Source organism: Myxococcus sp. SDU36 (assembly GCF_030168875.1).
Classification (GTDB): domain Bacteria; phylum Myxococcota; class Myxococcia; order Myxococcales; family Myxococcaceae; genus Myxococcus; species Myxococcus vastator.
The window spans coordinates 8,328,492-8,354,512 of sequence record NZ_CP077414.1 but is presented as its reverse complement, the minus strand read 5'-3'; the positions used below and the strand labels follow the sequence as shown (position 1 = coordinate 8,354,512).

The window sequence follows — 26,021 nt, the reverse complement described above, 5'->3', positions numbered from 1 at the left end:
TACATGATGACGCTCGGCTGCCCGAAGAACCGGGTGGACTCCGAGGTGATGCTGGGCACGCTGCGCCACCGCGGCTACACGCTGGTGCAGGAGGCGTCCGACGCCCAGGTCATCGTCGTCAACACGTGCGCCTTCATCGGCCCCGCCAAGCAGGAGTCGGTGGACTCCATCCTGGAGATGGCCGAGCTGAAGAAGTCCGGCGCCTGCAAGACGCTGGTGGTGACGGGCTGCCTGTCCCAGCGCTACGGCGAGGAGCTGTCGAAGGAGATGCCGGAGGTCGACCACTTCCTGGGCACCAGCGCCTACGCCCAGATTGGGGACCTGCTGGCCGCCGAGGCCTCGCCGCGTCAGGTGATTCCGGATCCGGACTACATCCACGACGCCAATACGCCGCGCATCAACTCGATGCCGAAGTACACGGCGTACCTCAAGATTTCGGAAGGGTGCGACAACGCCTGCGCCTTCTGCATCATCCCCACGCTGCGCGGCGGGCAGCGCTCCCGGCCCATCGACGACATCGTCGCCGAGGCGAAGCAGTTGGCGGACAGCGGCGTGCAGGAGCTGAACCTCGTCGCGCAGGACTTGACGGCGTATGGGCATGACCTGCCGGGCCGCCCGAAGCTGCATGATTTGCTCAAGGCGCTGGTGCAGGTGGACGTGAAGTGGATTCGCCTCCACTACGCCTACCCGCGCATCTTCCCGGACGAGCTCATCGAGGTGATGGCCGCGGAGCCGAAGATTGCCCGCTACCTGGACATGCCCGTGCAGCACGTCAGCGACAAGCTGCTCTTGTCCATGAAGCGCGGGCGCAACTCGGAGTTCCTCAAGGGACTGCTGACGAAGCTGCGTGAGCGCGTGCCCGGACTGGTGATGCGCACCTCGCTCATCGTCGGCCTGCCGGGTGAGACGGAAGAGGACTTCGAGATGCTGAAGGAGTTCGTGAAGACGCAGCGCTTCGAGCGCCTGGGCGTCTTCCAGTACTCCGACGAAGAGGGCACCGCCGCCTACGACTTGCCGGACAAGGTGCCGCAGAAGCTCATCGAGCGCCGCTGGCGCGAGGTCATGGCCATCCAGAAGCGCATCAACCGCGAGCAGAACAAGAAGCTCGTGGGCAAGCGCCTGGAGGTGCTGGTGGAAGGCCCCGCGCCGGAGACGGAGCACCTGCTGGTGGGCCGCCACCAGGGCCAGGCGCCGGACATCGACGGCATGGTCTACATCAACGACGGCCTGGCGTACCCGGGGGAGCTCGTCACCGTGGAGGTGACGGAGGCGCACGACTACGACCTGGTCGCCCGCGTGGTGGAGCGCCCGGACCCGAAGCAGCGCGAGCACACCGCGCGCGACGCGCACCCGGCCCCGCTGCCGGTCTCGGTGCTGCAGCGTCCGGCCCCTCGCGCGGAGTAGGCGCGAAGGTCCCGGACGCCGCGGGAGCCCTCAGCGCGAGGGCTCCTCCAGCACCAGGGTGCGTCCCGGGCTGACGGCGCGCAGGCGCTCGCGCAGCTTCTCCCGGTCCGCCTTCGCCGCCTTCGGCGTCGCCGCCAGCTTCTCGTGGAGCTCGCGCGCCGTGGTGTCATACCAGTCCTCGCGCACGGGCCCCCCCTCGGCCAGGTGCCGCGTCACCCCCGCGAGCAGCCGGCAGCAGTCCTCCCAGCCCGCGTCCTGCTGCGGCCCGCCCTGCTCCCGGGTGAAGGTGATGGCGTCGTCCAGCGTCCTCCCATCCTGCAGGTAGACGTTGATGAGCGCCCGGGCCGCGCGGTTGCCCGCGTCCCGCATGCTGAGCCACAGGAACCACGCCTTGCCTTCCGGCGCGGGCGACTCCACGGCGTAGATTTCGGTGATGGGCGCGGGCGCGCCATCCGGACCGAGGCCCACGAGCCCCGCCTCGGGCGACACGAGCAGCACGAACGCGTCCACGGGCAGCTTCAGCGTCTCCGCCAGCGCCGTTCCCGGCGTCTCCTTCACCAGGCGGCGGGCCAGGTCCGCCGCCACCTCGTAGCGCTGCCGGCCCCGCTCCTCGTGCACCACCAGGTGCCAGTCACGCAGCACGGCCTGGAGGTTGGTGTGGGCCCACTGCTGGCGGAACTCGAAGGTGTCCACGCCCTTGCGCCGGCAGATGTCGTCCAGCGTGGAGCGGAGCGCGGCCAGCAGCTCCTCGTCCTTCAACATGTCGACGTAGCGCGTGTGGCCCACCCGCTTCGCGACACGTTCAATGACGGCCAGCAAGCCGAAGCGGATGGCGCCACTCGCGTCCTGCACGGACAACCGGCCCCGCTCCACTTCCTTGGCGAGGGCGTCATACATCCGCGAGACGCCCTCCTTTTCCAGGTAGCGGCGGGCCAGCTCGATGGAGCGGCGCTGTTCGGTGTACTGACGGTCGAACTCGGTGGGAGACGGGCGCATGTGCGCCAGAGGAGAGCGCAGCACCCCCGCCCCTGTCCAGGCACCGCTAACGGGGGTCTTCCGGCTCCAGCTCCCGCTCCTCAGGCGGGGGCTCACGCGAGGGGGCGCCGCGCGCCGGCATGGCCACGCCCTCGCCCAGCGGCGTGGGCTGGCACTCACACACGGTGCGGCGAGAGGCCGTCTCCGTGACGAAGGCACAGGCCGTGGGGCACTCGGGCTGCCGGCCCTCCTCGAACAGGCCCAGCGTGAAGCCGCGCGCGGCGGACAGCGCCGCATGGCAGGCAGGCAGCGTCTGCGCCAGGGTGCGCCAGGGCACGCGGTGCTGCGTCGTCAGGCCCCTGCTGGTGGCGGGGAAGCTCAGCCCCACGCCGCAGCCGCTCAGCAGCTTCTGCCCATCCGGCCCCTGCGGCTCCAGGTGAAGCCGCCCGCCTTCCGGCAGGTCCCGGTACACGGCGCCGCTGATGGAGACGCTGCCATCCGGCTCACCCCGCACGTGCAGGCCGTAACAAGCCTCCTCACGGAAGGTGCCATCGGGCGCGGCGCAAGAGCTGGTGGCGGAGCCTTCTGACGGACGGACCCGGGGACGCCGCAGCACCAGCGCCCCGCCCTTCGCGTCGAGCGTCGCGGTGAAGCGGCCCCAGACATCCGGCCCCAGGCGGCCCAGGCTGCTCGGCGAATCCCAGCGCCCGGCGGCCTCCACCACCAGCGAGCGGACGCCCAGGCCCTCGGCCACCTCCACGGCATCCATCGCGAAGGTTCGTGGCGGCAGGTTGGCGGCCGTCTCGAGCGGCTGAAGGCCCTGTGCCTCGGCGAGCCTCACGGACACCCGAGAGAAGGGCTCGCGCGAGCCCAGGACGAAGGGGCCCGTGAGCTCCGCTTCACCCTGCGTCATCCGCGCGGCCAGCAGGGGCCAGTCGCCCAGCGGCTCGCGACTGAGGTCCACCACGTGCACCTCGCGCGAGACCGCCGTGGCCGCCGCTTCCGCGACGTAGTCCGCGCGCGGGCGAGAGGTGGTGAACGTCACCTCCCGCCGCAGCGGGTCCACGGTGAGCGCGTAGAACTCCAGGACGTCCGCGCCCAGCGTCACGGCGCAGACCTTCTCGCCGGACAACCCCGCGGTGCGCACGGGGGAGCGCACCGGACCCACGGAGAAGACGGGCAACGGCACCACGGGCCAGGAGCGGAAACCTCCCGCGGGCTCGGGCGCGCGGATGGTGCCTTCGGGGGCGGGAAGCGCGCCGTCGAAGCAGCCTCGCGACACGAGCGAGAGTGGCCGCGCCACATCCAGCACCACCGGCACCGGCCGCGTCCCCAGTTGGCCCGCCACGGTGAGCCGCAGCGCGGGCGAGGCCAGCAGCGGCAGCGTCTGCCCATGGAAGCCTTGCGGACGTTCGACGCTGGCGGCCGGTTCCCGGTGGCACCCGGTCCCGGCCAGCCCCATCCACCCCATCAACAGGAACGCGCGACGCACGCTCCGCAGGTTACTGCTTCTTCGTCTTCGTGAAGTCATCCACGCGGGTGTCGTCCGGCACGTCCAGCTTGAAGCTGTCCGCGTCGATGCCCACGTTCGTCTTCAGGTTGAGGAAGGAGATGGCGTTCTCGCTGCCGTCCGGGTCCACCACCGTGCTCTTCAGCACCTGGGCCGTGGACGGGTCCACCTCCAGGCGCACCTGGCGGAAGCGCAGCTCGTTCTTCAGCGGATCCAACACCAGCAGCGTGCCCTTGCAGTCCTTGCAGGCGCCCTGGGTGATGTTGAACTCGTCCGCGAGCTTTCCCTGGCCGAAGAGGAACGTCACCGACGCGGAGAGCTGGCTGGTGTCCACGTTGGCCACGGTGAGGCTCTGCGCCGCCGGGTCGTACGCGTACACCTTGCTGCCCGCCAGCACGAAGGTGCGCGGCGAGGGCTTCTGGTACTCCCAGCGCATCAGGCCGGGCTTCTTGTACGTGACGGTGCCCTCGGACGTCTGCGTGCGCCGGAAGGTCTTGTACTTGTAGTCCTGGCGGAAGCCCGCGCGAAAGTCACCGGTCTTCTCGTAGAAGGCCTGCATCCGGTCCACCAGGGACTTCACTTCCGGCGTCATGGGCTTCGCGGCGGAAGGGGCCGCGGGCGCGCTGGCCGCGGGCGCGGCCTGGACCGTCGGAGCGGGCTTCGCCGGGGCGGCCGCGGGGGTCGCAGGGGCGGACAGGAGCGTAGCGAGCAGCGCTTCGAAGAACATGGCGAGCCTCCAATTTATCTAAACAATCCCGACGGGGCCTTGGCCCCGGCATTCACGGGGCCTTCTTGAACAGGCGCTTCCTCTGTTTGATGGCCAGCACGTAGAAGCGCTCGCGCAGGGCCTGGGCATCCTCGGGAGACAGGTCTCCCGACTGGCCCAGGTGCTCGTCCCGCCAGGCAATCGCCCGGCTGATGCAGGCGGACGCCGCGGCGGAGATGTTCAGGCTCTGGCTGAAGCCCTTCATGGGGACCCAGAACGTGCCGTCCACGCCGGCCAGCACGTCCTCGCTCACACCGCGCCGCTCGTTGCCAAACACCAGCGCCATCTTCCCGTCGAAGCGCAGGGTGTAGAGGCTGGTGGCCCCCTCCTGGATGGCGGAGGCGTACAGCGAGAAGCCGCGGGACTTCAGGTGGTCGCGACACTCGGCGAACGTCTTGTACAGCTTCACGTCCAGCCACTTGTCGCAGCCCTGGGCCACCCTCGAGTTGGGAACGAAGGGCGCTTCCGGGTTGATGACGATGTGGACTTCCTGCACGCCCATGGACTCGCAGGTGCGCAGCACCGCGGCCATGTTGAAGCTGTCCTCCAGCCGGTCCAGGACCACCGTGAAGTTGCGCGTCCGGTGACTGACGACGCGATCAATCTTCTCCTTGCGCACGTCGAGCAGGAACTGCTCCGGCTCGAACTGCTCCCGCTCGTAGCGCTCGTAGCGCTCACCACCACCCGACATGGACTCAGCTCCTCCCGCGGCCCGACTTGCGCGCCGGAGCACGCTTCGTGGCCGCGGATGCCTTCTTCGCGACGGCCTTGCCCGACAAGCCGCGCTTGCTCGCGGATGCCTTCTTCGCGGCGGACTTCTTCACCGCCGCGGTGCCCGACTTGCGAGTGGGGGCCTTCTTGAGAGCGACCTTCTTCACGGTCGCAGTACCCGACTTGCGGGCCGACGCCTTCTTCGTTGCGGCCTTCTTCGCCGAAGCAGCGCCCGGCTTGCGTGCCTGGGCCTTTTTCGTCGCGGCCTTCTTCGCAGCGGCAGACGTCTTCGCGGCAGCAGCTCCCGCCTTGCGAGCCGGAGCCTTCTTCGCCGCGGCTGACCTCGTCGCCGAAGCAGGGCCCCCCTTGCGAGCCGGAGCCTTCTTCGCCGCGCCCTTCGTGGTCGCAGCCCCCGCCTTGGAAGCCGGCGCCTTCTTCTCGGCCCCCTTCGCCTTGGCCTTCCCCGCCCGAGCCGCCTTGGCGGGAAGCTCCACGTGGAGCTTCTCGGTCCGCCCGGTGAACAGCACCTCCGCCACGGAGTCCATCAGCGGCTGCATGCCCTCGCCGGTGGCGCAGGACACGGGATACACACGGATGCCGCGCGCACGCAGCGCCTCCGTGAAGCCCTCCAGCCGGGCCTGCGCGTCGGGCAGGTCCAACTTGTTGGCAGCCACCACCTGCGGCTTGGACGCCAGCTCCGGGCTGTACCTGGCCAGCTCCGTGTTGAGCACGTCGAAGTCATGCAGTGGCGCGCGGCCCTCGCCCTCCGCCCCCATGTCGATGAGGTGGATCAGCACCTTGCACCGCTCCACGTGGCGAAGGAACTGGTGGCCCAGCCCCACGCCCTCGCTGGCGCCTTCGATGATGCCGGGGATGTCCGCCATCACGAAGGACAGGCCGTCCTTGTACTGGACCATGCCCAGGTTGGGGACCAGCGTGGTGAAGGGGTAGTCGGCGACCTTGGGCCGCGCCCGGCTCACGCGGGAGATGAACGTGCTCTTGCCCGCGTTGGGGAAGCCCAGCAGCCCCACGTCCGCCAGCAGCTTCAGCTCCAGCCGGAGCGTCAGCTCCTCGCCCTTCGTCCCATCCTGGGCGAAGCGCGGCGCCTGCCGGGTGGAGGTGGCGAAGTTCATGTTGCCCAGGCCGCCGCGCCCGCCCTTCGCCGCCACCCAGCGATGGCCCGCCTCGCTCAGGTCGACCAGCAGCTCCTCGGTGTGGGCGTCCTTCACCAGCGTGCCCACGGGCACCTTGAGCACCATGTCCTCGGCGGCGCGACCGTTACAGTCGCTGCCCATGCCGTGCTCGCCATTCTTGGCGCGGTGGTGCTGCTGGTAGCGGTAGTCCAGCAGCGTCGTGAGCTGAGGGTCCGCCACGAAGATGACGGAGCCGCCATTGCCGCCGTCCCCGCCATTGGGGCCACCGCGATCGATGTACTTCTCCCGCCGGAACGAGACAGCGCCGTTGCCGCCATCCCCCGCCTTCACGAAGATGCGGACCTCGTCGACGAACTTCATCTGGGACTCCTGGATAAACGAAGAGCGGGCCGCCCTCGCATCCCGCTGCCGGAAGGGCGCGTGGACTGGAGAAGCGACCCGCTCGTGGGTGCCGCACGGTTGCCGGCCTCAAGGGCCGGCCAGCCGTCAGGCGCTCGCCTGCTCAGCGGCGGCCGGGTAGACCGAAACCTTCTTCCGGTCGCGGCCCAGGCGCTCGTACTTCACCACGCCGTCCACCACCGAATAGAGGGTGAAGTCGCGGCCGAGCTTCACGTTGGCGCCCGCGTGGATGACCGTGCCCAGCTGGCGAACGAGGATGCTGCCCGCCGACACCGTCTCACCGCCGTACACCTTCACGCCACGATACTGCGGGTTGGAATCGCGGCCGTTGCGCGAAGAACCCTGTCCTTTTTTATGAGCCATGACACCTTGCTCCTGAAGTTTGAGGTGAAACCGCCCGGACTAACCGGCGATGGAGGTGACCTTCACCTCGGTGTACGGCTGACGGTGACCGCGGCGGCGGGTCCAGCCCTCCTTCTCCTTCCGGAAGTGGAGGACGCGGCGGTGCTTGTCCTGAGCCAGGACCTTGCCCACGACCTTCGCGCCAGCGACGGTCGGCTGGCCCACCTTCGGGCTGTCCGAACCACCGACCAGCAGGATCTCCGTGAAGGTCACCTCGGCGCCGACGTCGCCCGCGATCTTCTCGATCCGGACCACATCGCCCTCGGCGACGCGATACTGCTTCCCGCCCGTGCGAATCACTGCGTACATCGTCAAACCCCTGTCATCTGTCGGGTTGGGTCAACCCGTGGAATCGACCGCGCATTTCGGACGGGTGGACCATCCAATTGCGCCAAAGGCGGCGGGATTTACGGGAGATACCCTGGGGAGTCAAGGTGGTTGAAGGATCAGAGCGCCACTCCCTGGCCGTTTACTCGACCCCCAGGCCGATGCTAACTCGGAAACCGGGCTTCCGGCCGCCCTTTCGCGAGCCGGCCCGACAACCTCGTCCTGAGGGGGAACTACCATGAAGAAGCTTCTGATCGGCCTCGTGGCCACCAGCTCTCTTGTTTTCGGCACCGGCTGCGGCGGTGACGGCGATCTGTGCGAAGACACGGCGGACGCCTATAACTCCCTCGCCGACAAGGTCGAGGATTGTCCGGAAATCGCGCAGTTCATCGGGATGCTTGAGCTGGGCGATGAGGAGATCAGGGAGTGCAAGGAGTCGCTCGACAGCTGCTCCGACTCCGACAAGGACAAGATTCGCAGCCTGGTCGACTGCCTCAATGACATGCCGCGGTGCCGCAGCTCCAACGAGGAGGCCTGGGTGGCCGAGCTCCAGGCGTGCGGCGAGGAGTCCGGGGAAGTCAGCGAGGCCTGCGGCGGCTAGCCGACGCGGCGTGAGCCCGTCTCACGCCATCGCGTAGTCCAGGGCCCGGCTCCTCGTTCAAGGAGACCGGGCTCTGTCATGTCCGACTGGCGCCGTCGCCCGCCCGCCCAGCACCCGGCGGAGCCTCCGGTAGCGTTGGAGCATGTCCACCTCCAGCGGCGCGAGCTTCAGCCCGCGTTCGTACTGCTCCAGCGCCTGGGGGAGCTGGCCGTCGCGCTCCAGCGCGCCACCGGACTGGAAGTGGATCCGCGCCGTGCCCATGGCCTGGGGCCTGCGCGCCAGGAACTCGCGCCGCAGGGACGCCAGTTGCTCGGCCGTGAGCCCCGCCTCCAGGCACTTCGCCACCCCACGATGATTGCCGCGCCAGGCATCGTAGAGGGCACGCTGCACCGTGGCCCCCAACGCCTCGGCCGCCTCGCGCACGCGCACGCGCAACGCATCCACCTGCGCGCGTTGGGCAGGCGTCAGCGAGTGCTGCTCCAGGGACTCCAGCGAGCGCCAGGCCTCGCGGGTCCGCAGGCGCACCATGCCCATGTCCGAGTCCGGCTCCAGCGCCAGCACCGCATACGCGTCTCCCGCCGAGCGCTGGCGCCAGGCCTCCAGCAGGCGCGCCAGCACCGGGTCTTCCGTGGGCGGGACTCGCGGGACAGCACGGACCGGCTCGCCCTGGAGGAGCGCATCCACCGCGGCCTTGAGCACGGCGGTGGCCTCCACGAACTGGACGCCGAAGCCGGTGGGCATCCCCCAGACGCGCGCTTGTGAGGGCGGAACGAGCCGCACCACTTCACACAGGACCGACAGGGGCCCGGACGCCAGCTCCAGCACCACGGGCAGCCGCGAACATAGCGGCGGCAGGACGCGCCCACCGTGGAGGAACAAGCCCCCCCGGGACAGGCCGCTTCCTCTGAGCCGCACCGGACCTTCCCCCGGGCGCAGGACGACCTGCACCGGCACTTCCACGGTAGAGCCCCGTGCGGCTGGGGCCAGACGCCTCGGGGACGTGCTCGCGTGCGAGGAAGGCACCTGCCCCGCACTCGCGTCCGCGGGAAGCCGCTCCCGCGCCTGGCCCTCGGTGGACATCCCTGTCGCCGCGGACGCACGCTCAGGCACCGCCAGTCCTCCGGGATTCGTCTTCCGCGCCGACGCGCGCACGTGCTCGGCGAGCGACACCTGCAACGCGTTCCGGAACGCCGCGATGGAGGGGTATCGGTCCTCGGGCTTCTTGGCCAGGGTGCGCAGGATGACGTGCTCCAACGCGGCGGACACGGCCGGGTACACGGAGCTGGGCGGCGGCGGCGGCCGCAGCTGATGGGCCACCAACTGCGCGGCCAAACCCTCGTCGTTGAAGGGGAGCCGGCCCGTGAGGAGCTGGTAGGCGATGACGCCCAGCGCGTACAGGTCCGCGCGGCCATCCACGCCGCGCCCCAGGGACTGCTCGGGGGCCATGTACTCGGGCGTCCCCACGATGATGCCCGCGTGCGTCTGGGGCATGTGCGCGTCCGTCAGCTTGGCGATGCCGAAGTCCAGCACCTTCACGAAGGGCGCGTCGCGCTTGCGCCGGACCAGGAAGATGTTGTCCGGCTTCAGGTCGCGGTGGACGATGCCTCGCGCGTGCGCGGCCTGGAGCGCGTCGCACACCTGCGACAGCACCGAGACGACCGCGCCAGCGGCCAGGGGCGTCCCCACCCACGCGGACAACGGCGACCCATCCAGGAACTCCATGATGAGGTAGGGGCGCGGCGGCGCGGCATCCATGTCGAAGATGCTGACGATGTTCTCGTGGCCGATGAGGTTCACCGCCCGCGCCTCCGCATGGAAGCGTTGGACCAGCTCCGGGTACATCGTCAGGTGCGCGTGCAGCACCTTCACCGCGACCCGGCTGCCAATGGAGACGTGCTCGCCCAGATAGACAGACCCCATGCCGCCCCGGCCCAGGCGCCGCACCAGCCGGAAGCTGCCGCACCGGGTGCCCACCAAGGGGTCCTGCGCCTCCACCCCGGGGGAACACCTGGGCCGCGCCGCTCCACCGGCCCCCACGTCCGCGCGCACCAGCGTCGAACACGAGGCCTCCGCCCCATGACGCCGACCACACACTCCACACCCACCACCGCTGCTCACCTCGGGCATCCGCCTCCCCCCAACCTGCCCACCCAACATGGAATCCGGGAGCACTGACTTCCACTGCGAATGAGGGCGGATGTCCGCTGGTGCCGCACCCCCGAAGCCCCAGTCGGAGAACAGGGTCCTTTGGCGGACGCTGTGCGTGCCGACAATCCACCACGGTGGGTAGAGTGCGGCGCCATGTCGCCAACCCAGCGCCGCATCCCCGTCGTCGACCTGTCCCATTACCGCACGGGCACACCTCAGGAGCGCGCCCGCTTCGTGCAGGTGTTCGGCGACGGCATCAAGGAGTTCGGCTTCGTCACGGTGGAAGGCCACGGCATCGACGACGGCCTCATCCGCCGCACGTACACGGACGTGGAGCGCTTCTTCGCCCTGCCCGAGGCCACCAAGGCCCGGTACGCCCAGGCGGGGCACGGCGGCCAGCGCGGATACATCGGCTATGGCCAGGAGCACGCGAAGAACCGCCAGGTGGGGGACCTGAAGGAGTTCTGGCACGTGGGCCGCGAGCTGCCGTCTGAGCACAAGTACCACGCGCTCTACGGCCCCAACGTGTGGCCCACCGAGGTGTCCACCCTCCGCGAGCACACGCTGTCGCTCTTCAACGCGTTGGATGGCACGGCGGGCGTCATGCTCCAGGCGCTGGCCGAGTACTTCGGCGTGGCGCCCGGCACCTTCAGCGGCATGGCCACGGACGGCAACTCCGTGCTGCGGCTCATCCACTACCCGCCGCTGAAGGAGCGCTTCATCCCCGGGGGCGTGCGCGCCGCCGAGCACGAGGACATCAACCTCATCACCCTGCTCTGCGAGGGCACCGCGTCCGGCCTGGAGCTGCTCACCCGCGACGGGGAATGGCTGCCAGTGGACACGCTTCGTGGGCAGATTGTCGTCGACTCGGGCGACATGCTCAGCCGCGTGACGAACGAAATCATCCCCGCCACCACGCACCGGGTGGTGAACCCGCGCAGCAAGGACGAGGACACGGTGCGCTACTCGATGCCCTTCTTCGTCCACCCCTACGCGGACTGCGTGCTCCAGGCCCTGCCCTGCACCCAGACGTCGGACACCCCGGCGCGGCATGCGCCCATCACCGCGGATGCCTTCCTCAAGCAGCGGCTGCGCGAGAATGGCCTGCTGAAGTAACGCGCCTTGGACACGACCACCGACCTCGTCGAACTGTTCGCCCTCCAGCCCCGCGTCTCGCTGGAGGACTACGCCTCTCCGGCAGCCTTCGCCGCGCGACACCGGGCGCTGGCGGCGAAGGTGGACGCCCTGCGCGCCCGGGATGCATCAGGCCAGCCGCGCTCCCCCGCCCTCGTGGTGTGGCCGGAGTCGGTGGGGGCACCGCTGCTCTTCCTGGACCACGTGCCCCGCGTGCGCCGAAGCACCTCTCTCCAGGGTGCACTGAAGCGCGTGGTCCGCGCCGAGGCCTGGGGCGTATGGAAGGCCTGGGGCGACTTCCGGCCGCCGTCGCTGACGGAGTGTCTCTACGCCGCGCGGGCGCCCCTCGTGCACCGGGCACTGTGGGACACCTTCTCCGGCATCGCGCGGGACTTCGGTCTGTGGGTGGTGGCCGGTAGCGCGCTGCTGCCCGCCGGTCGCCGGGGAGAAGGCTCGCCGCACTTCGAGCCCTTCAGCGCGCGCACCTACAACACCAGCTACACCTTCTCCCCCGAGGGCAACCGCGTCGCGACTGCGCGCAAGGCCAACCTGGTGCCTTCCTGGGAGAACGGGCTGCACCTCAGCCCTGGCCGCCCGGAGGACCTGCCCGTGCTCCAGACGCCCTTCGGCAAGCTTGCGACCCTCATCGGCTATGACGGCTTCGCCCAGCCGCATACCCGCGACGAGCCCTGGTTCGTCCCCTGCGCGCAGTATCTCGACGCCATGCGAGTGGACATCCTCGCCCATCCCGACATTCATACCGGGCCGGGGGCGCCCCCTCCCCAAGGCGAGGTCCGACCTGACGCCGAGCGCTGGCAACAGGAAGGCCTGCCCGCGCAGCTCCGCACCCTCCAGAACGTGCGCTACGTGGTGAGCGCGCAGCAGGTGGGCAGCCTGTTCGGCGACACCTTCACGGCCACCTCGCACATCCTGGAGCGCACGGCCTCCGGCGACGTGCGAGTGCTCGCCCAGGCCCAGACGACGCAGGAGGAGGACGTGGTGCACGCCACCGTCCCCATCCCGGAGCAAGGCACGCCTTAGTCGCCGAGCTTCTTCTTCAGCAGCTCGTTGACGAGGGCGGGGTTTCCCTTGCCCTTCATGGCCCGCATCACCTGGCCCACGAAGAAGCCGAACACCTGCTTCTTGCCGGCGCGGTACTTCTCAATCTCCCCCGCGTTCTTCGCGAGGATGTCGTCCACCACCGCCTCGATGGCGTCGGTGTCGCTCACCTGGGCCAGGCCCTTCTCCGCGATGATGTCCGCGGGCGCCTTGCCCGTGCGGAACATCTCCCCGAGCACGTCCTTGCCCGCGTTGGCGGACACCGTGCCCTGGTCCACGGCGCCCAGCAGCTCCCCCAGCTGCGCCGGCGTGAAGCGCAGCGCGGACAGCGGCGCGCCCTCTTCCTTCAAGAGGCGCATCAGCTCGCCCAGGAACCAGTTGGAGAGCTTCTTGTAGTCCTTGTAGTGCCCGGCGCAGGCCTCGAAGTAATCGGCCAGCGGGCGCTCGGCGGTGAGGATGCGGGCGTCATACGCGGGCAGTCCGTACTGGCTGGTGAAGCGCTGGAGCTTCGCGCGAGGCAGCTCCGGCAGCGCCTGGGCCGCGGCGTCGATGGCCTCCGCGCTCACGCGCAGCGGCGGCAGGTCCGGCTCCGGGAAGTACCGGTAGTCGTGCGCCTCCTCCTTGCTGCGCATGGAGCGGGTGACGCCCTTGCTCACGTCCCACAGGCGCGTCTCCTGCATCACCTTGCCGCCCGACTCGATGACGTCCACCTGCCGGGCAATCTCGTACTCGATGGCCTGCTTGAGGAAGCGGAACGAGTTGAGGTTCTTCAGCTCGCAGCGCTGGCCGAACGTGGTGGAGCCCTTGGGCATCACCGACACGTTGGCGTCGCAGCGGAAGCTGCCCTCCTCCAGGTTGCCGTCATTGACGCCCAGGTAGACGAGCACGTCCCGCATCGCCTTGAGGTACTCCACCGCCTCGTCCGCGTCGCGCAGGTCCGGCTCGCTGACGATTTCGAGCAGCGGCACGCCCGCGCGGTTGAGGTCCACCAGGCTCTGCCCCCCGCCCGCGTCATGCACGCTCTTGCCCGCGTCCTCCTCCATGTGGATGCGGAGGATGCGGATGGCCTTCTCGCCCCGCGGCGTGTCGATGACGAGCCGCCCGTGCTCGCAGATGGGCTGGTCGAACTGCGTAATCTGGTAGCCCTTGGGCAGGTCCGGATAGAAGTAGTTCTTCCGGCTCCACACGCTCGTCGGGCGGATGGTGCACTCCAGCGCCAGGCCCGTGCGCACGGCGAACTCCGCGACGCGCTGGTTGAGCACCGGCAGCACGCCGGGCATGCCCAGGCACACCGGACAGGTGTTGCGGTTGGGCTCGGCGCCGAACACGGTGGAGCAGCCACAGAAAATCTTGGACTGCGTGAGGAGCTGCGCGTGGACCTCGAGGCCGATGACGGGCTGGAAATCGCTCACGGGCATGGCGGTGTCACCAGGGCGGACGCTCAGCGCTCCCCTACAGGGGCGCGGAGCGGCGGAAGAAGTCGTGCTCGCGCTCGTAGGCGCGGGCGATGCGCAGCAGGCCAGCCTCGTCGAAGGGCCGTCCCAGAACCTGCAGGCCCACGGGCAGGCCCGCCTTCGTGAAGCCGCAGGGCACCGACAGGCCGGGCAGGCCCGCCAGGTTGCAAGGCAGCGTGTAGATGTCCATGAGGTACATGGACAGCGGGTCCTCCACCTTCTCACCCAGCTTGAAGGCCGGTACTGGCGAGGTGGGCGACAGCAGCGCGTCCACCTGCTGGAACGCCCGCGTGAAGTCCTCGCGGATGAGCGTGCGGACCTTCTGCGCGCGCAGGTAGTGCGCGTCGTAGTAGCCAGAGGACAGCGCGAAGGTGCCCAGCATGATGCGGCGCTTCACCTCCGCGCCGAAGCCCTGCTCCCGCGTCAGCGCGTACACGTCCCGCAGGCTGCGTGCGTCCTTCGCCCGCAGGCCGAAGCGCACGCCGTCGTAGCGAGCCAGGTTGCTGGACGCCTCCGCGGGCGCGATGAGGTAGTACGTCGCCAGCGCGTACTTCGTGTGGGGCAGCGACACGTCCACCAGCGTCGCGCCCAGGCGCTCGTACTCGCGCAGGGCCTCGCGCACCGCGGCCTCCACCTCCGGGTCCATGCCCTCGGTGAAATACTCGCGCGGCACGCCCAGCTTCAGGCCCCGCACGCCGGCTTCCAGGTCCACCGAATAGTCCGGCACGGACGCGTCCGCGGACGTGGCGTCCCGTGCGTCCGGCCGCGCAATCACCTGGAGCAGCGCCGCCGCGTCCGCCACCGTGCGCGTCATGGGGCCCGGCTGGTCCAGCGACGAGGCGAAGGCGATGACGCCAAAGCGCGACACCCGGCCGTAGGTGGGCTTCAGCCCCACGGTGTTGGTGAGCGCCGCGGGCTGGCGGATGGAGCCCCCCGTGTCCGTCCCCAGCGCGCCGAACACCTCGCGCGCGGCCACCGCCGCCGCCGAGCCACCGGACGAGCCCCCCGGCGTGCGCGACACGTCCCACGGGTTGTGGCTGGGGAAGAAGGCGCTGGACTCGTTGGACGAACCCATCGCGAACTCGTCCATGTTCAGCTTGCCCACCAGCGGCAGGCCCGCCTCCTTCAGCAGGCGCACCACCGTGGCGTCATAGGGCGGAACGAAGCCCTCCAGGATGCGCGAGCCGGCGGTGGTCTCCACGCCCTCGGTGAGGAAGATGTCCTTGAGCCCTAGCGGCACGCCGTCCAGGGCGCTGGCGGGGCCGCCCGCCTTGCGGCGCGCGTCACTGGCGCGAGCGGCGGCCAGGGCGCCTGCTTCGTCCACGCGCAGGAAGGCGCGCACCTTCGGGTCCACCTGCTGGATGCGCGCCAGGCTCGCGCGGGTGGCCTCCTCGGAGGAGACCGCTCCCGAGGCCAGCTTCGCGGCCAGCTCCAGCATCGTGAGGTCCGTGAGCTGCATGGCGTGGAGTCTCCGGGACTACTCGATGATTTTCGGCACGGCGAAGGACGTGTCGGACTTCGCCGGCGCGTTGGCCAGGGACTTCTCTGGCGGCAGGGACGGCCGCGTCACGTCCTCACGCAGCCGTGAGGACGTGAGCGTGGCATGACACGTGGGCGCCACGGCCTCCACGTCGAGCGCCTGGAGCTGCTCCACCGCGTCCAGCACCGCGGACAACTGGGTGGTGAAGCGCTGCTCCTCTTCCGGAGTCAGCGACAGCCGCGCCAGTGTGGCCACATGGCGCACCTGCTCGAGCGTGAGCGCCACGGCGTCCTACTTCTTCTTGAAGAGGTTGAGGATGGCGCCCATCACCTTGCCGCTGCCCTCGTGGCCGTGCTGCTCCACCAGTTGGTCCAGCTCACCGGCGTCCAGGAAGATGCCGTGGCAGTTGAAGCAGGTCTCGATTTCGACCTTGCCCTGCTTCAGCGTCTGCAGGTCCAGGCCACACTTGGGGCACTTCATCCAGTGGAGCTTCTTGAGCTCCTCGCGCTGCTGCGCCGCGTTCGAAGCGGCCTGCTCCAGGGCCAGCTTGCGCTTCTTCTCAATCTCCTCCCGGGCGAAGTACTCCTCCTCGGTGGATGACGGCTTGTCGGTACGGGCGTCGGCCATGTGATGTTCCTCCACGAAGTCCCGCCGCCGCGCGGCATGCGCGCCCGGGCGGCGATGTTGGGCGGCACCATACCCCCTCTGGGGAGGGGTGCAGCCGAAATGTAGGTCCCCCGTCCGGAGCTGGAAAATTGACCGCTCCCCCGCTCTCCCTACACTCGCCACGGGCATTGCTACAGCCCGCTACGCGGCTGAGACGCGCAGAGGGAAGACGGACATGACGGCGAAGAAGGGTCGGGCGGAGAAGGCGGTCTTGTCCCGGCAGGAAATCGCGACGCGCCGCAGGGCGCTGGCGGACAAGCGGATCAAGGCCGGCAAGGGCGGCGACGTCGCCACCCGAGCCATCATCGGTGTGTTCCTGCTGGCGGCGTCGTTGATTGCCTTGCTGGCGGTGGCCACTTTCGACGCGAAGGACCGGGTGGGACCGGGCTTCAACAACGCGGTGGGCCCCATGGGGCACCTCATCGCGGAGTCGCTGCGCGGCCTGCTGGGCGTGTGCGCCTACCTCATCCCGGCGGGCGGCATCTACACGGCCATGGTGCTCTTCGTGGGCAACCGGGACCGGAAGCGGGGACCGCAAATCATCAGCCTGGCGCTGCTGACGGTCAGCGTGTCCGTGCTGACGCAGCTGATGTTCGCTGGAAACAAGGGCTGGGCTCACCCGCCGGGTGGCGCGCTGGGCGCCGGCCTGGGCGGCATCATGTCCAGCCTGTTCTCCACGGTGGGCACCGTCATCCTGGTGACCGCCATCAGCGCGGCCGCCCTCATCGTGGGCACCCAGTACACCTTCCTCAAGGTGTGCTCGCTGGCCTGGGCCGGGCTGTGCGTGCTGGGCCGCCGCGTCCAGGCATCCGCCAGCGTGTTCTGGGAAGCGCAGAAGGTGGCCTACCAGGAGCGCCAGGAGCGCGCCGCCGAGGAGAAGCTGGAGGAGGCCGCCTTCCTCGCGCAGCTCGAGGCCGACGAGGAAGAGCTCGCCGACGCCGAGCGCCTGGCGGAAGAGGCCGAGGCCGCCGAGGCCGAGGCCATGGCGGAAGAGGCCTTCCGGCTGTCGAAGCAGCAGGAGAAGGAGCAGGCCGCCGCCGCGAAGCTGGCGCTCAAGGAGTCCCGCGACCGCGAGAAGCTGGAGAAGAAGCTGCTTCCGGCCCGCGAGGCCGATTCGCTGCCGCCCGCCCCCGCGCCCGTGCTGGCCCTTCCGGAGAAGGCGCCGGCGAAGGCGGAGAAGCGCCCGGCCCTCGGGGCCGACCCGGCCTGGGCCGCGTCCTTCCTGCCGCCCTCGCCCAACCTCATTCCCGCCGACGGCGCCGACGCCACCGAAGCGCCGCGCGCCCGCCGCAAGCCGAACATCGTCACCGGCCCGGCGCCGGTGCCCATGGCCGACGTGGAAGCCGAGCCCGCAGCGCCCGCTGCCGCCGTGGCGCCGGTGGCCCACGCGCCCGCCCCCGCCGCGCCGGCCGACATCGTCCCGGCGCCGCCGTCCGCGCTGGCGCGCACGCCGCTCATCGTGGAGCCCAAGGCCCCGCCCAAGCCCACCGTCAAGAAGAGCCAGGACCAGTTCGAGTTCGTCGGGGACCGCAAGAGCTTCTCGCTGCCGCCGCTCGACGTGCTCGAGTGCGACAAGACGGAGCGCTCCGCGCTGGACAAGGACGTGTACCTGTCCACGGCGGAGAAGCTGCGCGCGAAGCTGGCGGACTTCGGCATCGTCGGCGAGGTGGTGGAGATTCGCCCCGGCCCCGTCGTCACCATGTACGAGTTCCTCCCGGGCCCCGGCATCAAGGTGAGCAAGATTGCCGCGCTCGCGGACGACCTCGCCATGGCCATGGAGGCCATGCGCGTGCGCATCGTCGCGCCCATCCCCGGCAAGGGCGTGGTGGGCATCGAGGTGCCGAACAGGGACCGCGAAACCGTCTACCTCAAGGAGATTGCCGAGCAGGACGCCTTCAACAAGGGCGCCAGCAAGCTGACCATGTGCGTGGGCAAGGACATCGAGGGCATGCCGTACGTCCTCGACTTGGCCAAGGCGCCCCACCTGCTCATCGCCGGCACCACCGGCTCCGGCAAGTCGGTGGCGGTGAACTCCATGATCATGAGCATCCTCCTCAAGGCCACGCCCGAGGAGGTCCGCTTCATCATGGTGGACCCGAAGATGCTGGAGCTCTCCGTCTACGAGGGCATCCCCCACCTGCTGCTGCCGGTGGTGACGGACCCGAAGAAGGCGGCGCTCGCGCTGCGCTGGGCCGTGGAGGAGATGGAGCGCCGCTACCAGCTGCTGTCCGAGGCGGGCGTGCGCAACATCGCCGGCTTCAACAAGCTGGTGGAGAGCACCGCGGTGGAGGTGAAGCCGGCCACCGAGTCCGCGCCGAAGAAGAGGGCGAAGCCGAAGAACGTGCTCGTGCTCGACGGCGAGAGCCCCAAGTCCTCCATGCCCGCGGGCGGCGAGAGCCTGGGCGTCGCCGCGCCCCGGGATGACGATGACGACGTGTTCGAGGCGCAAGCGTCCGAGGAAGAGGCCGAGGCCCCGGAGCTGGAGGCCGAGCCCGAGGACACCGAGGCGCTGGAGGCGAGCGAGTCCACCGAGCCGGAGAAGAAGCAGCTCAAGAAGCTGCCCTACATCGTGGTCATCATCGACGAGCTCGCCGACCTGATGATGGTGGCCAGCCGCGAGGTGGAGACGTACGTCGCCCGCCTGGCGCAGATGGCCCGCGCCTCCGGCATCCACCTGATGGTCGCCACGCAGCGCCCGTCCACGGACGTCGTCACCGGTATCATCAAGGCCAACTTCCCCACGCGCGTCAGCTTCATGCTGCGCTCGAAGCCGGACTCGATGACGATTCTGGGCACGGTGGGCGCCGAGTCCCTGCTGGGCATGGGCGACATGCTCATCATGCCGCCCACCAGCGCGCACCTGCAGCGCGTGCACGGCGCCTTCGTTTCGGAGAACGAAATCAAGAAGGCGGTGGACCACCTCAAGGCCCAGGGCAAGCCCGTCTACGACGACTCCATCCTCAAGCCGCGCGACGAGGACGTGGAAGGTGGCGGCGAGGAGGACGAGCTGTCCGACGAGCTGTACGACCAGGCGCTCGCCACGGTCAGCGAGATGCGCGCCGTCTCCATCTCCATGCTCCAGCGCAAGATGCGCATCGGCTACAACCGCGCGGCCCGCATGATTGAGCGGATGGAGCGCGACGGCGTGGTGGGCGCGGCGGATGGCGCCAAGCCCCGCGAGGTGCTCATCCGGGGCCTGGGCGACATGCCCGGCGCCGGGGCCATGTAAGGCCCACGTGGCCGCCGGCTCCCGGATGGGATGGGAGGCGGTGGCCCCGACGGTTCCACTTCACAAAGGGCGTCCTGGCTCGGCCCGGACGCCCTCGCTGTTTTCCACCGGGACGTGCCCATGATTGTCGCCATCTCCCGCTTCCGGCCGGCCTCCGAGGAAGCGGACCGCCTGGTCGCCCGCTTCCAGGCGCGGACGCGGGCGGTGGACGGCTACCCCGGCTTCCTGGGGCTGGAGGTGCTGCGCTCCTTCGAGCGGCCGCCGGAGCTGATGCTGGTGACGCGCTGGCGGGACAAGGCCTCCATGCGGGCCTATTTCCAGTCCGAGGACTTCCAGCGGGCCCGGGAGGCGAGCGCCCAGCAGGAGGACGCCACCTTCACCCTGTACGAGGTGGTGGGCACATGAAACGCGATGCCGGTTCCCAAGCGGCCCGGCGTCGTCTATGGGCGGAACCCCATGGCTGAACGCATTGCCCTTTTCGCCACCGCCGCCCGCGGCACCGAAGACCTCCTGGCCGACGAGCTGAAGGAGCTTGGCGCCCGCCGCATCCGCCAGGACCGCGGCGGCGTCCGCTTCATGGCCACGCTCGACGAGGCGCTCATGGTGGCGCTCTGGTCCCGCATCGCCATGCGCGTGCTCTACCCGCTGGGCGCCTTCGAGGCCCGGGGCGCGGAAGGCCTGTACGAAGCCGCCGCCAGCATCCCCTGGGAGGAGCACCTCACCCCCGACCATACGTTCGCGGTGGATGCCACGCTGAAGGACAGCGAGCACAGCCACTCCGGCTTCGTGGCCCTCAAGGTGAAGGACGCCATCGTCGACCGGATGCGCGACAAGAAAGGCGCCCGGCCGGACGTGAATACGCGCGACCCGGACATCCGCGTGGTGGCGCACCTCGCCCGCGAAACGCTGTCCCTGTCCCTGGATTTGTGCGGCGAGCCGCTGCACCGCCGGGGCTACCGCGTGCGCCCCACGCCCGCCCCGCTGAAGGAGACGCTGGCCGCGGCGGTGCTGCGCGCGGCGAACTACACCGGGACGGAGGGCCTGGTGGACCCGATGTGCGGCTCCGGCACGTTGATTATCGAGGCAGGCCTCATCGCCCGCCGACGCGCGCCCGGGCTCAACCGGGACTTCGCGGTGGAGCGCTGGCCGGAGCTGGGCGCCCGCGCCCGCGAGCTGCTCGCGGACATGCGCGCGGATGCCCGCCGCAACGAGCGGAAGGTGGAAGTGCCGCTGCTCGGCTTCGACAAGGACCCGGAGGCGCTGGAGGCCGCCAGTCGCAACGTGCGCGCCGCTCGCCTGACGGAGGAAATCCAATTGGCCGAAGGTGACGCGACCCGGCTTCCGCCGCTGCCGGAGACAGGCGGATTGCTCGTCACCAACCCGCCCTACGGCGACCGGCTCGGCACGGGCGGCCAGAAGGGCATGAAGAGCTTCTACTTCAAGCTGGGGGAGTCGCTGCGCGTGCCGGGCTGGCGCGTCTGGGTCATCTGCGGCAACCCCGGCTTCGAGAGCGCCTTCCACGCGCGCCCCTCCGCGAAGCGGGACCTCTGGAACGGCCCCATCGCCTGCTCACTGCTGGGCTACCGTCCGCCAGACGGTGGCAGCGCGCGGGGGGACGCCGGGGATGGCTCAGAAGCGCCGCTCGGTGCGCCGCGCCAGCCGGAGGATGTTGCCCCGGTGCGTCCACAGCATGAGGGCGAAGAGGAGGGCTGAGAGGCCCGCGTACTCAACGGCCCGCGCGGTGAGTGCCGACGTGCCCACCGCCGTGGCCCCCGCCGCCAGCGAGCCCAGTGAGCTCACGCGCGACACGGCGAAGACGGTGACGTACACCAGCGCGGCCGCCAGCGCCGCCTGGGGCACCAGCAACAGCAACACACCCAATGCCGTGGCCACGCCCTTGCCGCCCTGGAGCTTCAGCCACACCGGGTAGATGTGGCCCAGCACCGCGGCCAGCCCCACCGCCACGTGGACGGTGGGCGCATCCGGCAGCAGGCGCACCGCGAGGACCACGGGCAGCGCGCCCTTGACTGCGTCCAGCAGCAACACCACCGCGCCCAGCTTCTTGCCCGCCACGCGCGTGACGTTGGTGGCGCCGATGTTCCCACTGCCCCCCTTGCGCACGTCCACGCCGCGCAGCCACCGCGTCAGCAACACACCGAAGGGAATGGAGCCGGCGAAGTAGCCCAGCAGGACGAGCGCGGAGGTCACGAAGCGGAAGGCTACAGCAGCAGGTGGGGGAAGCGCGTCTTCACCACCACGTAGGCGTAATTGACCAGGATGATGATGGGCGCCAGGACGCCCAGGACGCTCCACTCACGGGGGGAGAGCTCCACCTGGGGGATGGGCATCGCGAACACCAGGTGCAGCACCATGACCACCGCCGCCAGGGCGAACAGGATGGCCGCCACCGTCCCCAGGGGGTTGGCCTCCCAGGCGCCGGCGAAGTTGAGGTGCGACACCCGGTCGGCCACGCGCGTCAGACCGCAGCCGAGGCAGGGCCACCCTGTCTGCTCCCTGAGCACACAGCCCCAGAAGGGGATGATGCGGGCCACTGGGATGTAGCGCGCCACGAGCAGCCCCGCCACGCCGGCGAGGCCCATGGCGTCCACGGTGTTGAAACGGCGGTTGCGGGGAGGGATGACGACCTTCAAGCGCACCTCGTCAGCGTGTGCGAGTGGATGGACTTTAGTACGGGGGTCGCCTTGCCGGAGCAAAGACTTTTGGCTAAGCGGACGGGGTATGAACACGCTCCGCACGTCCCTGATGCTGCTGGTTGCCGTTCCCCTGGTTGCCCTCGCGGGTGACAAGTCCTCCGCCAAGGCGGGCAAGGCCGCCGAGGCCGACTGCCACCACCCGCCCGCCCCGCAGGCGAAGACGGCTCCCAAGGCCGAAGCCGCGAACAATGGCTGGAAGCTCACCCGCGGCGAGCCGCTCAAGGGTGCCAAGGCGGTGAAGCTCGCGGACGTGCTGGCCAGGCCCCAGGCCCACGACGGCAAGACGGTGCTGCTCGAGGGCCAGGTGCGCAAGGCGTGTGAGCGCAAGGGCTGCTGGATGGAGCTGGCGGCGACCGGCCAGGACAAGGGCCCCGGCGTGCGCGTGACGTTCAAGGACTACGGCTTCTTCGTCCCCCTGGACTCCGCGGGCTCGCAGGCGCGCGTGGAAGGCGTGCTAAAGGTGGCCGAGCTGACCGACAGCCGCGCCCAGCACTACGAGTCGGAGGGCGCCATCGTCCCCCGCGGCGCCGATGGCAAGCCGCGCGAGGTGCAGTTGGTGGCCACGGGCGTCGAGCTGCGCCGCTGAGACGACATGGCACGAAGCTTCAGCATGCGCGGCGTGCAGAGCGCGGCGGACCGCGCCGTGCAGCACGCCCGCGCATGGATGTTGGAGACGGAGCCGGGCTCGCGCGTGCATGACGTGCAGTTGGACCCGCGCTTCCAGCACCGGGGGGTGGACCTGCTCTGGGAGCTCCCCTCGGGAGAGGTGCGCGGCATCGAGGTGAAGGGCGACCGCAACGCCACCCGCCGCCGCTACTTCTTCGAGCTGGTGTCCAACCTGGAGAAGGACACCCCGGGCTGCTTCCTCTACAGCGGCGCGGACCTGCTGGTGTACGTCTTCCTCTCGCAGGGAGAGCTGCACGTCGTGCCCATGAAGGCGGCGCGCGAGTGGTTCCTCCCCCGAGCGAAGGAGTACCCGCTCAAGCACGCCTTCACGCAGACGGGCGCCATTCGCTACACCACCGTGGGCGCCGTGGTCCCCGTGCGGGACGTGGCGGAAGGTGTCCCCGGCGTGCTTCGCGTTCCGCTGAAGCGCAGGGGCGGCGCGAAGGACGCGCCGGAAGAGGTGCCGCCCGCCTCCGAATCTCCTCAGAGGCAGGAGACAACCGGTTAGGACAGAGGGGCGCAGGCGCGGCTCCCTGGCACCCGCTGTCCTCGGTGGAGCCGCTGACGGGCGCCTGCGCCCACGCGTCGTGACAGGAGGCCACGCAGGCCCGCTGTCACGCGCGTGCCTCAGCGGCCGTGACGGTGGCGGCGGTGGCCGGGGTGAATCTTGTCGTGGGCCGCCTCCAGGCGCTCGGAGATACCCATCAACTCCAGCAGCGACTCGCGGTCGTTCTGCGCCTTGTAGACGTGCTCCAGGCGGGGAACGAGGTCCAGCGCGAGGTGCAAATCACCGCCCTGCTCCGCCGCTGTCAGCAGCGTGCGGGCCGCCGCCGCCGCCTGGCCGTGCGCCTTGATGTGGATGAGGCCGTCCACCGCCAGCAGGCGGGCAATGGGCGAGCGCTCGGTGTCCCCGGTGAGCTTCACCATGTCCTCGGTGGCGGGCGCCAGCTCGCCCTTCGCCGCGCGGACGATGGCGCGGGAGATTCCACGGCGGTCCGGCAGGAGGAACTCCTCCAGGTCCGCGAAGGACTCCGCCTGGCCCACGTGGCCCGACGACGCCAGCGCCTCGGCGAGGCTGTCGAAGATTTCGGCCTGCTTCTCCGTGAAGGGCGCCAGCGCCTCGCGCATGAAGCGCTCCTGCGGCGCACCCTTCTCGTCGAGCGGCATCTTCGCGCGCACGGCGTTCATCTTCTCGAAGGCGGCGTCCACCGCCGCGTCCTGCCGCCCATCCAGCAGGAACGCCAACTGCTGCATCAGGTTCGCCAGCGTGTCAGCCATCTCCATGGGCGACACGCGGTCCGGCAGCCAGCGGCTCCACAGCTCCACCGCCGCCGCCACCGCGAAGTCCTTGAAGGGCCCGGTGCCCTTCCACTTCGGCTGCCACTGCTGGGCAATACCAATCGGGAAGGTCGACTCCGCCAGCTTGCGGAAGTCGTCCTCGCCCACGGCAATGCCGTAGTGGCCGAGCGTCCCGAGCAGGGCCTCCGTCGAGTACTCCTTCAGGCCCTTCTGCTGCCACGACTTGTCCACTCGCTGCGTGCTCACCTGGTTCTCCGCTGCCCTGGACGCCGGCCATCGGCGCGCCAAGCGGACTTCTAGCGGAAGCCGGGGCGGACGTGCACCACCACGTGCACGTCCCCGTCAGGCGGCGGACGCCGGGGGCGCTGTCCTCGGCACGGTGGGCCACAGGACGGGGTTGCGCCGGCCGTCCTCCACCCGCCGGGCCAGGTACGGCTCACAGCCCCGGCCATTGAAGGCCCGCTTCCACGCCGCGAAGTTGCCGCCGGCCTTCCAGGCATCCATGGCCGCCAGCCCCGCCTCCGGGCCGCACTGGGCCAGCATGTACTCCACCCAGGCCCAGCGCGCGGACGTCGGGCGCACCTCGGCGCGTCCCCGTAGGCCCTTGCGCAGGCGCTCCAGCCGCCCCTCCACCTCGCGAATGCCCGTGAAGGGAGCGCCGTCCATGGGGGTGTTGCGCTTGGCCACGAAGGGCGCCACGCCCAGCGCCACCGGGAGGATGCGCGACAGCTCGCTGGTGAAGCGGATGAGCTCGTCGATGTCCGCGTCCTCTTCGGTCGGCAGACCCACGACGTTGTACACCTTGAGCTGCTTCATCCCCGCCGTGCGAGCGAAGGTCGCGGCCCGGACAATCTGCTCCTCCGAGTGCTTCCGGTCCACCATGTCCCGCAGGCGCTGTGACGGTCCGTCCGCCGCCACCGTGAGGTTGGTGGCTCCTCCCCGGCGGAGCTGATCCACCAACTCCTGGGTCAGCCGGTCCGCGCGCAGCGAAGACACCCCCACCTCACGGCCGGACTCCACGAGGGTCCGGAGCAGCTCGACGATGCGCGGATGGTCCGTCACCGCCGCGCCCACCAGCCCGACCCGGCGGACATGCTCCGGAATCAGGGACAGGAGCCGCTCCGGCGGCACCGTGCGCATGCCCCCGTTCGTGGTGCGCCGCATGACGCAGTAATGGCAGCCCCGGGAGCAGCCCCGCTCCGGCTCGATGAGGAACATCGAGCGCAGCTCGGTGTGTGGGGTCACGATTTGCGACCGGGCAGGGAGCCGGGCGTCGGTAGCCTTGGCCACATGGTAGCGCGCCCCGCCCCGCCCGGGCACGCGGAAGCCCGGGATGCGCGCCAGGTGCGCCAGGAGGGCGTCGCGCTCCATCGTCGCCGCGGCCTCCACCAGCAGGTGGATCAAATCCTCCGCCTCGCCCTGGACGAGCACGTCCACGAAGGGCTCCAGCGGATCCGGGTTGGAGAACGTCAACGGCCCGCCGCCCACCACGAGCGGATAGCGGCCATCCTGGCGCTCCTCCGCCAGGAGCGGGATGCCCGTCAGCTCCAACATGGAGAAGAGCCCCGTCAGCTCCAGCTCGTAGGCCACGGAGAAGGCCAGCATGTCGAAGTTCGCGACAGGGGCCTGCGACTCCCAGGTGAAGAGCGGCGTCCGGGTGCGCTTGAAGACCTCCACGTCATCAGGGAGGAAGACGCGCTCGGCCGTCGCTCCGGAGTGCTCGTGGATTTCACGGTAGATGGCCTGGTAGCCGAGCGAGCTCATGCCCACGTGGTAGGGGCTGGGGTAGCAGAGCGCCACCCGGTAGGGCGCCGCCTTGTGCAGCGTGCCCTGTTCGTCCGCCAGCAAGCCGCGGACGCGCTCGATGAGTGAGTAACGGCCCTCCATGTGCCTCCAGTACAGGTCCAGCCTTTTAAACACCGC

Annotated in this window: 25 protein-coding genes; 9 read left to right on the top strand and 16 right to left on the bottom strand. The window is 70.0% G+C overall.

Going from position 1 to position 26,021, the window contains the following annotated elements:
- Window positions 1-6: 6 nt before the first annotated feature.
- On the top strand, window positions 7-1,404 hold the full coding sequence (gene rimO, locus KGD87_RS34135; protein ID WP_371928591.1) for a 30S ribosomal protein S12 methylthiotransferase RimO: 1,398 nt from the start codon (window positions 7-9) through the stop codon (window positions 1,402-1,404).
- 30 nt (window positions 1,405-1,434) lie between these two features.
- On the opposite strand, the gene KGD87_RS34130 is transcribed toward rimO, so the two are convergent.
- The 7 genes from KGD87_RS34130 to rplU all read right to left on the bottom strand — a co-directional run bounded on the left by KGD87_RS34130 (window position 1,435) and on the right by rplU (window position 7,630).
- Complete coding sequence (locus tag KGD87_RS34130; protein ID WP_284665100.1) at window positions 1,435-2,424, bottom strand: hypothetical protein; 990 nt, start codon at window positions 2,422-2,424, stop codon at window positions 1,435-1,437.
- Between the two features lie 22 nt (window positions 2,425-2,446).
- Complete coding sequence (locus KGD87_RS34125; protein WP_284665099.1) at window positions 2,447-3,871, bottom strand: hypothetical protein; 1,425 nt, start codon at window positions 3,869-3,871, stop codon at window positions 2,447-2,449.
- Between the two features lie 10 nt (window positions 3,872-3,881).
- The gene (gene lolA / locus KGD87_RS34120; protein ID WP_284665098.1) at window positions 3,882-4,616 is read right to left on the bottom strand and encodes an outer membrane lipoprotein periplasmic chaperone LolA; all 735 of its coding nucleotides are present in this window, start codon (window positions 4,614-4,616) and stop codon (window positions 3,882-3,884) included.
- 52 nt (window positions 4,617-4,668) lie between these two features.
- The gene (locus KGD87_RS34115) at window positions 4,669-5,346 is read right to left on the bottom strand and encodes a TrmH family RNA methyltransferase (RefSeq protein ID WP_284665097.1); all 678 of its coding nucleotides are present in this window, start codon (window positions 5,344-5,346) and stop codon (window positions 4,669-4,671) included.
- 4 nt (window positions 5,347-5,350) lie between these two features.
- Window positions 5,351-6,880 carry a GTPase ObgE gene (gene obgE, locus KGD87_RS34110; protein WP_284665096.1) on the bottom strand — a complete coding sequence of 510 codons (1,530 nt, stop codon included), beginning with the start codon at window positions 6,878-6,880 and terminating at the stop codon, window positions 5,351-5,353.
- A gap of 126 nt (window positions 6,881-7,006) precedes the next feature.
- Entirely contained in the window at window positions 7,007-7,282 is a 276-nt protein-coding gene (gene rpmA, locus KGD87_RS34105; protein WP_043708982.1) for a 50S ribosomal protein L27, read from the bottom strand.
- 39 nt (window positions 7,283-7,321) lie between these two features.
- A complete protein-coding gene (rplU, locus tag KGD87_RS34100; RefSeq protein ID WP_176409474.1) occupies window positions 7,322-7,630 on the bottom strand; it encodes a 50S ribosomal protein L21 in 309 nt (102 codons plus the stop codon).
- Window positions 7,631-7,886: 256 nt separating this feature from the next.
- Here rplU and KGD87_RS34095 point away from each other — a divergent pair, with 256 nt between their 5' ends.
- Window positions 7,887-8,249 (top strand): hypothetical protein, encoded by a 363-nt coding sequence (locus KGD87_RS34095; RefSeq protein ID WP_284665095.1) that lies wholly within the window; start codon window positions 7,887-7,889, stop codon window positions 8,247-8,249.
- Between the two features lie 57 nt (window positions 8,250-8,306).
- On the opposite strand, the gene KGD87_RS34090 is transcribed toward KGD87_RS34095, so the two are convergent.
- Window positions 8,307-10,376: a serine/threonine-protein kinase gene (locus KGD87_RS34090; RefSeq protein WP_284665094.1), complete on the bottom strand. Its 2,070-nt coding sequence runs from the start codon at window positions 10,374-10,376 to the stop codon at window positions 8,307-8,309.
- Between the two features lie 174 nt (window positions 10,377-10,550).
- Between KGD87_RS34090 and KGD87_RS34085 the strand changes: the two genes are divergently transcribed.
- Entirely contained in the window at window positions 10,551-11,513 is a 963-nt protein-coding gene (locus KGD87_RS34085; RefSeq protein ID WP_284665093.1) for an isopenicillin N synthase family dioxygenase, read from the top strand.
- Between the two features lie 6 nt (window positions 11,514-11,519).
- Window positions 11,520-12,572 carry a carbon-nitrogen hydrolase family protein gene (locus tag KGD87_RS34080; protein ID WP_284665092.1) on the top strand — a complete coding sequence of 351 codons (1,053 nt, stop codon included), beginning with the start codon at window positions 11,520-11,522 and terminating at the stop codon, window positions 12,570-12,572.
- On the opposite strand, the gene gatB is transcribed toward KGD87_RS34080, so the two are convergent.
- From gatB to KGD87_RS34060, 4 genes are read right to left on the bottom strand one after another with little or no spacing between them, the layout of a single operon-like run.
- A complete protein-coding gene (gene gatB, locus KGD87_RS34075; RefSeq protein ID WP_284665091.1) occupies window positions 12,569-14,008 on the bottom strand; it encodes an Asp-tRNA(Asn)/Glu-tRNA(Gln) amidotransferase subunit GatB in 1,440 nt (479 codons plus the stop codon). The genes KGD87_RS34080 and gatB overlap by 4 nt on opposite strands.
- A gap of 34 nt (window positions 14,009-14,042) precedes the next feature.
- Complete coding sequence (gatA, locus tag KGD87_RS34070; protein ID WP_284665090.1) at window positions 14,043-15,503, bottom strand: Asp-tRNA(Asn)/Glu-tRNA(Gln) amidotransferase subunit GatA; 1,461 nt, start codon at window positions 15,501-15,503, stop codon at window positions 14,043-14,045.
- An 18-nt stretch (window positions 15,504-15,521) separates the two neighbouring features.
- On the bottom strand, window positions 15,522-15,809 hold the full coding sequence (gene gatC / locus KGD87_RS34065; protein WP_176409481.1) for an Asp-tRNA(Asn)/Glu-tRNA(Gln) amidotransferase subunit GatC: 288 nt from the start codon (window positions 15,807-15,809) through the stop codon (window positions 15,522-15,524).
- Window positions 15,810-15,815: 6 nt separating this feature from the next.
- Window positions 15,816-16,151 carry a TFIIB-type zinc ribbon-containing protein gene (locus tag KGD87_RS34060; RefSeq protein ID WP_163786216.1) on the bottom strand — a complete coding sequence of 112 codons (336 nt, stop codon included), beginning with the start codon at window positions 16,149-16,151 and terminating at the stop codon, window positions 15,816-15,818.
- Window positions 16,152-16,365: 214 nt separating this feature from the next.
- On the opposite strand from KGD87_RS34060, the gene KGD87_RS34055 reads away from it, so the two are divergent.
- The 3 genes from KGD87_RS34055 (at window position 16,366) to KGD87_RS34045 (ending at window position 21,132) form a co-directional block, all read left to right on the top strand.
- A complete protein-coding gene (locus KGD87_RS34055) occupies window positions 16,366-19,419 on the top strand; it encodes an FtsK/SpoIIIE family DNA translocase (protein ID WP_284665089.1) in 3,054 nt (1,017 codons plus the stop codon).
- Between the two features lie 120 nt (window positions 19,420-19,539).
- Complete coding sequence (locus KGD87_RS34050; RefSeq protein ID WP_176409483.1) at window positions 19,540-19,824, top strand: antibiotic biosynthesis monooxygenase family protein; 285 nt, start codon at window positions 19,540-19,542, stop codon at window positions 19,822-19,824.
- Between the two features lie 6 nt (window positions 19,825-19,830).
- On the top strand, window positions 19,831-21,132 hold the full coding sequence (locus KGD87_RS34045) for a THUMP domain-containing class I SAM-dependent RNA methyltransferase (protein ID WP_350100722.1): 1,302 nt from the start codon (window positions 19,831-19,833) through the stop codon (window positions 21,130-21,132).
- Here KGD87_RS34045 and plsY read toward each other — a convergent pair.
- A complete protein-coding gene (gene plsY, locus KGD87_RS34040; protein WP_284665087.1) occupies window positions 21,049-21,627 on the bottom strand; it encodes a glycerol-3-phosphate 1-O-acyltransferase PlsY in 579 nt (192 codons plus the stop codon). The two genes, KGD87_RS34045 and plsY, sit on opposite strands and share 84 nt — an antisense overlap.
- 11 nt (window positions 21,628-21,638) lie before the next feature.
- Window positions 21,639-22,070 (bottom strand): DUF2752 domain-containing protein, encoded by a 432-nt coding sequence (locus KGD87_RS34035; protein ID WP_284665086.1) that lies wholly within the window; start codon window positions 22,068-22,070, stop codon window positions 21,639-21,641.
- 88 nt (window positions 22,071-22,158) lie between these two features.
- On the opposite strand from KGD87_RS34035, the gene KGD87_RS34030 reads away from it, so the two are divergent.
- Together KGD87_RS34030 and KGD87_RS34025 are read left to right on the top strand one after the other, a co-directional pair.
- A complete protein-coding gene (locus KGD87_RS34030; RefSeq protein ID WP_284665085.1) occupies window positions 22,159-22,719 on the top strand; it encodes a DUF4920 domain-containing protein in 561 nt (186 codons plus the stop codon).
- A 6-nt stretch (window positions 22,720-22,725) separates the two neighbouring features.
- A complete protein-coding gene (locus KGD87_RS34025; RefSeq protein ID WP_284665084.1) occupies window positions 22,726-23,307 on the top strand; it encodes a hypothetical protein in 582 nt (193 codons plus the stop codon).
- 119 nt (window positions 23,308-23,426) lie between these two features.
- Here the strand turns inward: KGD87_RS34025 and KGD87_RS34020 are convergent, their stop codons facing one another.
- A complete protein-coding gene (locus KGD87_RS34020) occupies window positions 23,427-24,344 on the bottom strand; it encodes a hypothetical protein (RefSeq protein ID WP_284665083.1) in 918 nt (305 codons plus the stop codon).
- Between the two features lie 96 nt (window positions 24,345-24,440).
- Window positions 24,441-25,985 (bottom strand): radical SAM protein, encoded by a 1,545-nt coding sequence (locus KGD87_RS34015; protein ID WP_284665082.1) that lies wholly within the window; start codon window positions 25,983-25,985, stop codon window positions 24,441-24,443.
- Window positions 25,986-26,021: the final 36 nt, after the last annotated feature.